The organism is Streptosporangium sp. NPDC051022, from assembly GCF_040683035.1.
GTDB lineage: Bacteria > Actinomycetota > Actinomycetes > Streptosporangiales > Streptosporangiaceae > Streptosporangium.
On the sequence record NZ_JBFBCF010000061.1, the window covers coordinates 24,687 to 33,081 of the forward strand.

7 protein-coding genes and 1 pseudogene are annotated in these 8,395 nt (G+C 70.1%); 2 read left to right on the forward strand and 6 right to left on the reverse strand.

Annotated features, from left to right (window positions below):
- Positions 1–70 precede the first annotated feature (70 nt).
- The 6 genes from AB0N02_RS46520 to AB0N02_RS46545 are packed head-to-tail and all read right to left on the reverse strand — an operon-like array spanning position 71 to position 6,876.
- Positions 71–1,072 carry a GNAT family N-acetyltransferase gene (locus tag AB0N02_RS46520; RefSeq protein WP_363961463.1) on the reverse strand — a complete coding sequence of 334 codons (1,002 nt, stop codon included), beginning with the start codon at positions 1,070–1,072 and terminating at the stop codon, positions 71–73.
- Complete coding sequence (locus AB0N02_RS46525) at positions 1,065–2,087, reverse strand: ABC transporter ATP-binding protein (RefSeq protein ID WP_363961465.1); 1,023 nt, start codon at positions 2,085–2,087, stop codon at positions 1,065–1,067. Before AB0N02_RS46525 ends, AB0N02_RS46520 begins: the two co-directional genes overlap by 8 nt.
- A complete protein-coding gene (locus AB0N02_RS46530; protein WP_363961467.1) occupies positions 2,084–3,154 on the reverse strand; it encodes an ABC transporter ATP-binding protein in 1,071 nt (356 codons plus the stop codon). The genes AB0N02_RS46525 and AB0N02_RS46530 overlap by 4 nt, the downstream gene beginning before the upstream one ends.
- Positions 3,155–3,158: 4 nt before the next feature.
- Positions 3,159–4,064 (reverse strand): ABC transporter permease, encoded by a 906-nt coding sequence (locus AB0N02_RS46535; protein WP_363961469.1) that lies wholly within the window; start codon positions 4,062–4,064, stop codon positions 3,159–3,161.
- Entirely contained in the window at positions 4,061–5,068 is a 1,008-nt protein-coding gene (locus AB0N02_RS46540) for an ABC transporter permease (protein WP_363961471.1), read from the reverse strand. Before AB0N02_RS46540 ends, AB0N02_RS46535 begins: the two co-directional genes overlap by 4 nt.
- A complete protein-coding gene (locus AB0N02_RS46545; RefSeq protein WP_363961473.1) occupies positions 5,065–6,876 on the reverse strand; it encodes an ABC transporter substrate-binding protein in 1,812 nt (603 codons plus the stop codon). The genes AB0N02_RS46540 and AB0N02_RS46545 overlap by 4 nt, the downstream gene beginning before the upstream one ends.
- Positions 6,877–7,153: 277 nt before the next feature.
- Between AB0N02_RS46545 and AB0N02_RS46550 the strand changes: the two genes are divergently transcribed.
- Together AB0N02_RS46550 and AB0N02_RS46555 are read left to right on the forward strand one after the other, a co-directional pair.
- Positions 7,154–8,182 carry a membrane dipeptidase gene (locus AB0N02_RS46550; RefSeq protein WP_363961475.1) on the forward strand — a complete coding sequence of 343 codons (1,029 nt, stop codon included), beginning with the start codon at positions 7,154–7,156 and terminating at the stop codon, positions 8,180–8,182.
- Positions 8,179–8,395: pseudogene (locus AB0N02_RS46555) on the forward strand (GNAT family N-acetyltransferase); the annotation flags it as partial. The gene AB0N02_RS46550 and the pseudogene AB0N02_RS46555, both read left to right, overlap by 4 nt.

Below are 8,395 nucleotides of genomic sequence, written 5' to 3' on the forward strand. Positions count from 1 at the left end.
ATGTCGCTAATCTTCATTGAAATCTTATTGCGTGTAAGAGTCTTTCATCGGCGGCGTTCCGTCACCCGCGTCAGCGCAGGCTCCGGCGATAGCGCCAGAAGACCCGCTCGGCGCGCGCGCCGACCGCCCGGGAGTAGAAGCCGAGCGGCCCCACCCAGGAGATCTGCGTGCTCGCCATGCCCGCCGCCCGCTGCTCGGCCAGGCAGCGGCGCAGCAGCACCCGGCCGACGCCGAGCCCCCTCGCGGCCGGGGCGGTGCCCATCGGGCCGAACCAGGCGGGTCTGGCACCCCACGCCGCGAAGCCGAGGATCTCTCCGTCGCGGGAGGCGTAGTGGCAGCCGGTGGCCTGCTCGGCTTCCCAGGCCCAGTTGTCGCTCCAGTGCTCCCTGACGAAGGCCGACACGGCGTCCCTGTCCGCCTGGCCGACCCTGTGCACGGTGACGCCCCGGGCGGCCAGCCGTACGAGATCGGCCTCGACGGACAGGTCGGCGGTGAGGTCGACCGTCATGTTCCAGGCGATCCCGTAGCGCTCGTAGCCGAGGCGCTCGGCCAGGCAGGCGGCGGGGGTGTAGCGCACGTCGACGCCCGGCCAGGCGTAGCAGGGCGGGTTGCCCGCGAGCCGGGCCTCGGCCGCCCCCTGACCGCGCAACCAGTCCTCGGCCGCCGCGACCAGCGCACGTCCCCGCCCTCGCCCCCGGCCCCGGGAACCGGGCGCCACGGCGAGCAGGTCGATGTGACCGGCCGTCTCCTCGTGCGCCGAGAGCGAGGCGAACACCACGCCGTCGAGGTCCTCGGTCACCAGCGCCGTCCAGCGGCGTTCCCTGGGCGGGTTCAGGAGCCGCTCGACCAGCGCCGGCGCCTGGGCGGTGTCCAGGGTGAGCGCGGCCCCGGCGACGGCGGCGATCGCCGCCGCGTCGGAGGCACCCGCCTCGCGGATCCCCGGCGCCCTCCCCGCGCCGGCGCCCGCCTCGCGGATCACCTGCGCGATCCCCGCGCCGGTGTCCGCTCCACCGATCCCCGCGCCGCTTTCCGCTCGGCCGTCCGCCCGGGTCCTCGTGCCGCCGTCAGACATGTCCCTCACCCACGCCCAGCGGCATGGCGACGACGCTGCGGCGTTCGGGGTGGTGGCAGGCGTGCGCCTGGGGCGTCCCCCCGACGTGGCCGAGCACCGGCCGTTCGGACTCGCAGCGCCCGGTGCGGAACGGGCAGCGCCTGGCGAACAGGCAGCCCCCGTCGGGGCGGCTCTCGTTGAGCGCCTCGGTCGGCACCACCGGCTGCTCTCCCGGCCGCTCCAGCCCGTGCAGCACGGGAATGGCCGACAGCAGCGACTGGGTGTAGGGGTGGACCGGATCGGAGATGATCGTCTCCACCGATCCCCGCTCCACGACCTGCCCCCGGTAGATGACGTAGAGCTCGCCGTCCGCGCCGATGTAGCGCGCGGTCGCCACGTCGTGGGTGATGAACACCACGCTCGTGCCGAGCCGCTCGCGCAGGTCCTTCAGCAGCGCCAGGATGCCCAGCCGCAGCGACACGTCGATCATGGAGACCGCCTCGTCCGCGACGAGCATCTCGGGGTCGACGGTCAGCGCGCGGGCGATGACGACCCGCTGGCGCATCCCCCCGGACAGCTGGTGGGGGTAGCGCGGCAGCGCGTAACCCGGCTCCAGCCCGACCAGGGTCAGCAGTTCCGCGGCCCGCTCGTCGACCCACGACCTGGGGCGGCCCGTCTGCCGGGCCCGCAGCACCAGGGGCGCCTCCAGCGTCTGGTACACCGTGCGGGCCGGGTTGAGCGCCGAGTACGGGTCCTGGTGGATGAGCTGGATGCGGCGGAAGTACGGCTCCCGCCTCCTCGGTTTGAGCGAGGACATGGCGACCCCGTCGATGACGATCTCGCCGGAGTCGTGCGTCTCGAGCCCTGCGATGATCCGTCCCAGCGTCGTCTTGCCGCAACCGGACTCGCCGATGAACGACACCGCCCCGCCTTTCTCGACGGCGAAGTCGACGCCGCGCAGCGCGGTCACCTCCCGGCCCGGGAGCACGCCGCCCCGCTGCCGGTAGGTCTTGGTGATACCCGTTCCCGTGATCACGCCTGCTCCTCCCCTCCTCGCCGTGCCCCTGCCGTCTCCGTTCCCGGGTTCTCCCCCACGGCGTGGCACGCCACGATCGAGTTTCCGTACGGGATCGGCCTCGGTTCGTCCGTCTCGCACACCTCCATGCGCAGGACGCACCGTTTCCTGAACACGCACCCCCTGGCCGGGATCGTGTCCAGCGTCGGCGGGCGGCCCGGCAGCGCCCTGGCCTCCTCGACGTCGCCGACCAGGCGCGGGATGGCGCGCAGCAGGCCCCGGGTGTAGGGGTGGCGGGGGGCTCCGAGCACCTGCCGGGTGGGCCCCTGCTCGACGAGGCAGCCGCCGTACATGACGGCCAGCCGGTCGGCGATCTCGGCGACCACGCCGAGGTCGTGGGTGATGACCAGCGTGGTGAGCCCGCGTTCCGCGTGGACCTCGCGGACGATCCGCAGGATCGTCGCCTGGGTGATCATGTCGAGTGCGGTCGTCGGCTCGTCCAGCACCACGAGGTGGGCGTTGAGCACCAGCGCGAACATGATGCCGACCCGCTGGCGCATCCCGCCGGACAGCTCGTGCTGATGGGAGTCGAGCACGCGTGCGCCGTCCATCCCCATCCTGCCGAGCAGGTCCCTGGCGTCCGCCAGGAGCCCGCGCAGGTCCGCCACATCGTGCGAGCGGCCCAGGTCGAGCAGCTGCTTGCCGACCGTCTTGAGCGGGTTGAGGGAGTTCTGCGCGGCCTGGAAGACGTAGCCGATGTGCCGTCCCCTGGCCCTGCGCAGGTCCTCGCCTCCCAGCTTCACGACGTCGCCGAGGCCGTCGATCTCCACGCTGCCCGCGCTGATCCTGCCGGGCGGCTGGACGGCGTTGAGCAGCGACAGCGCCAGGGTCGACTTGCCCGACCCCGACTCGCCGACCACCCCGGTGATCGATCCGGGCACGAGGTCCAGGTCGATCCCGGAGATCGCGGGAAGCTCGCCCGCCGCCGTCCGGTAGACGACGGACAGCCCCCTGACCCGCACTCCCGGCGCCCCCTGCGGGGTCTCCGAGGCCTGCGCGTCGCGGGCCTTCTCAAAGGTCATGATCATCCCTCTACTCCTCACGCAGCCGGGGATTGAAGATCTCGTCCATGGCGTCGACGACGAGCACGATGCCCAGGGTGAGCAGCAGGATCGCCAGCAGCGGCGCCAGCAGGTACGGCAGCGCCGCGGTCGTCGTCAGCGCGCCGCCCCCGAACACGGCGAGGTTGAGCATCACGCCCCAGTTGTTGGCGTCGAACGGCAGCACTCCGAGGAAGAACAGGCCGACCTGCGCGTAGACCGCGCCCGTCACGGCGATGAGCATGTTCATCGCGATGAAGGGGGCCATACCGGGCAGCAGTTCCCTGCCGATGATGTGCGTGGTCGACAGGCCCAGGCCCCTGGCCGCCTCGACGAATCCGCGCTCGCGCAGGGACAGGGTCTGGGCCCGTACGGCCCGCGCCACCCCGCCCCAGCCCAGGAGCCCGAGCACCAGGCCCATCTCGAACGCGCTGCTGAACTTCCATATGGTCGACAGCACGAGCAGCAGCGGCAGGCCGGGGATCGTCAGCTTCATGTCGGTGATCCGCATGAGCACGGTGTCCCAGCGTCCGCGCCTGAACCCGGCGAACAGCCCGATCCCGGTGCCGAGCACGACCGTGATGACGGCGGTGACCAGTGCGGTCAGCAGCACGTACCGTGCCCCGGTGATCACCAGGGCCAGCACGTCGGTGCCCTCGAAGTCGGTGCCGAAGGGGTGTGCCCAGCTCGGCGGCGCGTAGAGCGCGTCGTTGTCGCGCGGCAGCCGCGCGGGGTAGAGCAGCGGCCCGAAGATCCCCATGAGCGCGAACATGACCACGATGGCCACGCCCAGCATCCGGCTCGGCTTGCGCCACAGGACCCTCCGGACGCCCCTCAGGAAGCCGCGTCGCCGGTCCGCGCGGGAGAATCCCCCCGCGACGACGGTCTGCTCGGTCATGCGCTCTCCCCTCCCGCACGCACCCGCGGGTCGATCGCGGTGTAGAGCAGGTCGGCCGCGATGTTCGCGATGACGATCGCGACGGTGATCAGCAGGAACGCGCCGCCCATCAGCGCGTAGTCGCGGTTGGTGATGCTGTCGATGAGCAGCAGTCCCAGCCCCGGGTAGTTGAAGATCCGCTCGATGAAGATCGCGCCGCCGAAGAGCAGGCCCAGTGAGAGGGCCAGGATGGTGAACAGCGGCAGGATCGCGTTGCGGGTCACGTAGCGGAAGATGATCCCGCGTTTCATTCCGCGCAGCTCGGCGGCGAGGATGAAGTCGTCGCCGAGCACGGTGACCACGCTGGACTTCATCGCCAGGATCCAGCCTCCGTAGGAGGCCAGCGCGTAGGTCACGATCGGCAGCGTGGCGTGCTCGATCAGCGAGCCGATGTAGGGGGCGTTGAACCCCGGCTCGAACAGGATGTCGGCCGTCCCCTCCGAGGGGAGGATCGGGATCAGGGTCGTGAAGACCGCGCCCAGCAGCAGCGCCAGGACGTACTGCGGCAGGCCGTGCAGCAGCGAACCGGAGACGGCCAGCGCGTCGCCCAGCCGGCCCGACCGCTTGATCGCCGCGTAGACGCCCATGACGACGCCGATCAGGAAGCTCAGCAGGGTGCCCACCAGGACCGGCAGAACGGTCCACTTCGCGGCCGAGGCGAGAACCTGGGTGACCTCCGCGCCGGGGACGCTCGTCGACCGGCCCAGGTCGAAGCGGAACAGGCCCGACATGTAGTCCACGTACTGCTGCCACAGCGTGCCACGCGGCATGAACCCGTACAGCACGGCCGTGGCACGCTCGGCCTGCTCCGGCGACATGCCCTGCTCGACCAGCTTCTCGTAGCGGGCGAGCATCGGGTCGCCGGGGATGTTTCTGATGATCAGGAAACTGATGGTGGTGACCACCAGGATCATGACGATCCCGCGGGCCAGGTGGCCGGCGAGCCGCCGTGCGATGACCGTCATGGCTGCCTCTTCTTGATCATGCCCAGCTGAAGCCAGACGCCCGACGTAAGCCGCAGCGCGTCGTTGTCGTCACCGGGGAAGCCGGTGAAGCGCGTGGTGTTGACGAACTGGGTGTTGACGTAGTCCCACATCTGGATCACCGGCAGGTCCTGGTTGGCGACCTTGGCGAGGGTCGCGATGATCTTCTTCTGCTCGGCCTCGGGGGCGGAGTTGAGCTTGAACGCCAGCTCGCCGGGGTTGACCCTGCCGACGCCCTTGACCTCGACGGTCTCGGCGCCGCCCATCCAGTTGCCCTCCTTGCCGGGGGCGACGTGCCTGAGCCTGCCGCCGAACATCTGCCAGCCGTTGGCCGTGCCGTACAGGCGCTGGTAGACGTTGTAGGGCGCGGGGCCGAGCGCGACCAGCCAGAAGCCGATGTCGTACTTTCCGGCCGCCAGTTCCTCGAGGTAGAGCGGGTAGTCGGCGGTGGTGACCACCTGCGCCTCGACTCCGGCGTCGTTGAGCTGGCTGGTGACGGCCTTGGCGCCGGTCAGCCAGTCGGAGAAGGCCGCGGGCACGTGAATGATCGGCTTCCAGGGCGTGCCGTCCGGCATCGTCCACTTGCCGCCGATCTTGCGCATCCCGGCCGCCTTGAGCTCCTGCTCCGCCTTGGCGGGATCGGCCCGGTAGGGCTCCAGCGCGCCGTAGGAGTCGCCCAGCCAGGCCTCGGCGGCCTTCTGGTGCAGGCCCGAGGTCGCGACCGAGGCGACACCGCCCTCCGGTGAGGCGATCTTGGTGACCTGCGCCCGGTCGACGAGGTAGGCCAGCGCGCGGCGGACGTGCACGTTGTCGTAGGGCTTCCTGGTCTGGTTGAACGCCAGCGCGTTGCCGACGGGTGAGTATCCCCGCACGACGGCGTTGCCCTCGGTCCGCACGATGCGCTTCATCACCTGTTCCGGGAGCGCGGTGAAGGGCGCGTTGTCCAGCTTCCCGGCGATCAGGTAGTTCCAGATCTGCTCGTTGCCGGTGTAGTTGAGGATCTTCACGTACTCGGGGGCGACGTTGGCGGCGTTGTAGAAGTTCTTGTTCTTGACCAGCAGCGCCTCGCCGGGGTTCACCCGCTTCAGCACGAACGGCCCCGCGGAGACGTCCTTGGCCGGTCCGAAGGCGATGACCTTCTCGGCGAGGCCGGTGATCTCGGCGCGTGCCGCCTCGGCCTGCGGCGTGTCGCCGCGCGCGATCCGCAGCTTGTCCCAGAAGTCGGCGGGCAGCACGTTCTTCCAGATGTGCGCGGGGACGATGCAGGTCTCCATGACGCCGCGGACGAAGGTGGCGCTCGGGTTCTTCGCCGACTGGCTGATCTTGATCGTCCGATCGTCGACGATCTCGATGTCGGAGGCCGTGCCGGCCGCGCTCGGGTCGAGGGCGTAGGCCGTACCACCCTGGGTGTAGGCCAGGCCGATCGAGAGCTTGACGTCCTCGCTGGTGATGGGCTTGCCGTCGGACCACCTGCCGTTCGGGCGCAGCCTGATGGTGATCGACGACTGGTCGGGGGCGATGTCCCAGCTTTCGGCGACCCCGGGATAGAACTGGTTGGGGTCGGTCAGATGGTTCTTCGTCCACCCGAGCCACTCGGCGTTGTATCCCCTGAAGGTGTTGCCCTTCGGGTTGTACGGGTTGATCGGCGCGTTCGCGTCGATTCCCGGTTTGAGGGCATCGACCGTGGTGTAGAGACCGCCGTCGACCGCGGCGGACCGGTCTCCGATACCGCCGCACGCCGTGACCGTGGTGAGGCCGAGCAGCGCCGCTACCACTGCAAATCGCTTCATGAACTGCTCCAAGGGACTCCAAAAATGGAAGCCGGGGTTGCCCGGACCATAAATCGCCGCGAGCGGATGCGTCAAGAAACTTCACAGTCCACAAAGGCTATGTAATTTTTCTTCATGGATTCCCTCCAGCTCCGGACCACCCCTCCGGGCGCCCAGGCGAGTCAAGTGATCTTGGCCGAATGGACGAACAACCTCGTGCTCTTCGGTAAACCGGACGAATTCCCCCACCCCCGACCTGTCATACCGTCGCGATAACCACGTATCGGAGGGCTGGCACTTGACCGTTGATCTGCATCACCGCGCCGTCGTCGCGGACACCCACAACGACTTGCTGATGGCGGTCACGGCCAGGCCCCCGCGGAGGTGGGCGTCGTTCTTCCGTGAGCGCTGGCTGCCCCAGCTGCGCGACGGCGGAGTCGACCTCCAGGTGCTTCCGGTCTTCATCGACGAGCGCTACCGCCCGGAGGGGGCGCTCCGCGAGACGCTGCGCATGATCGAGTGCGCCCACGTCCTGGCGGAGGGCAACGCCGACGAGGTACGGCTGTGCCTGGACGGCGCCCAGGTCGACCAGACCCTCGCCGAGGGCCGCATCGCGCTGGTCCTCGCCCTGGAGAGCGCCCCCGGCGTCGACGCGAACGTGGAACTGTTCTCGACGCTGCACCGGCTCGGCGTCCGCGTCGCCTCCGTCGCCCACTGGGGCCGCACCCCGCTGGCCGACGGCAGCGGCGAGGACGGCACCGGCAGCAGGCTCACCTCCACGGGGGTCGAGGCGCTGCGGGAGATGGAACGCCTCGGCATCATCTTCGACGTCTCCCACCTCGGCGCCTCCGGCGTCGCGCACGTGCTGGAGCTCGCCACCCGGCCCGTCATGGCCACCCACTCCTCGGCGCGCGCGCTGCGCGACCACCACCGCAACCTCACCGACGACCAGCTCAGGGCCATCGCGGCGACCGGCGGCGTGGTGTGCGTGAACTTCGTGCCGAGCTTCCTGTCGGACGACCCCGCCGAGTTCACGGTCGCGCGGCTGGCCGACCACATCCAGCACATCGCCGAGGTCGCCGGGATCGACCACGTCGGCCTCGGCCCCGACTTCGTCCGCGAGGTGCTGTCCGAGACCACCCCGCCCTGCTGCGAGGACCTCGGGTTCGGCGAGATCGACCCCCTGGCGGCCCTGCCGGGACTCGACGGGCCGCGGGGCCTGCCCCTGGTCACCGAGGAACTCCTCCGGCGCGGGCTGCCCGAGGAGGACATCCTCAAGATCCTCGGCGGCAACGTGCAACGTCTGTTCCGCGCGGTGCTGCGATGACCGGAGTCAGCCTCGACGCGAAGAGGACCGGGTTCGACCTCCGCGAGCTTCACAGCATCGAGGAACTGGAACAGGTGTACCGGCTGCTCCTCGACATCTGGCAGGCGGACGCCAGCAGCGCGCCGATCAGTGTGGAGCTGATGCGGGCGCTGTCGCACGCGGGCAACTACGTGGCCGGCGCCTACGACGGGGAGCGGCTGGTGGGGGCGTCGG

Coding starts and splice junctions, on each gene's coding strand:
- AB0N02_RS46520 (WP_363961463.1), bottom strand. CDS start 1,072: ATGTCTGACGGCGGCACGAGGACCCGGGCGGACGGCCGAGCGGAAAGC.
- AB0N02_RS46530 (WP_363961467.1), bottom strand. CDS start 3,154: ATGATCATGACCTTTGAGAAGGCCCGCGACGCGCAGGCCTCGGAGACC.
- AB0N02_RS46535 (WP_363961469.1), bottom strand. CDS start 4,064: ATGACCGAGCAGACCGTCGTCGCGGGGGGATTCTCCCGCGCGGACCGG.
- AB0N02_RS46540 (WP_363961471.1), bottom strand. CDS start 5,068: ATGACGGTCATCGCACGGCGGCTCGCCGGCCACCTGGCCCGCGGGATC.
- AB0N02_RS46545 (WP_363961473.1), bottom strand. CDS start 6,876: ATGAAGCGATTTGCAGTGGTAGCGGCGCTGCTCGGCCTCACCACGGTC.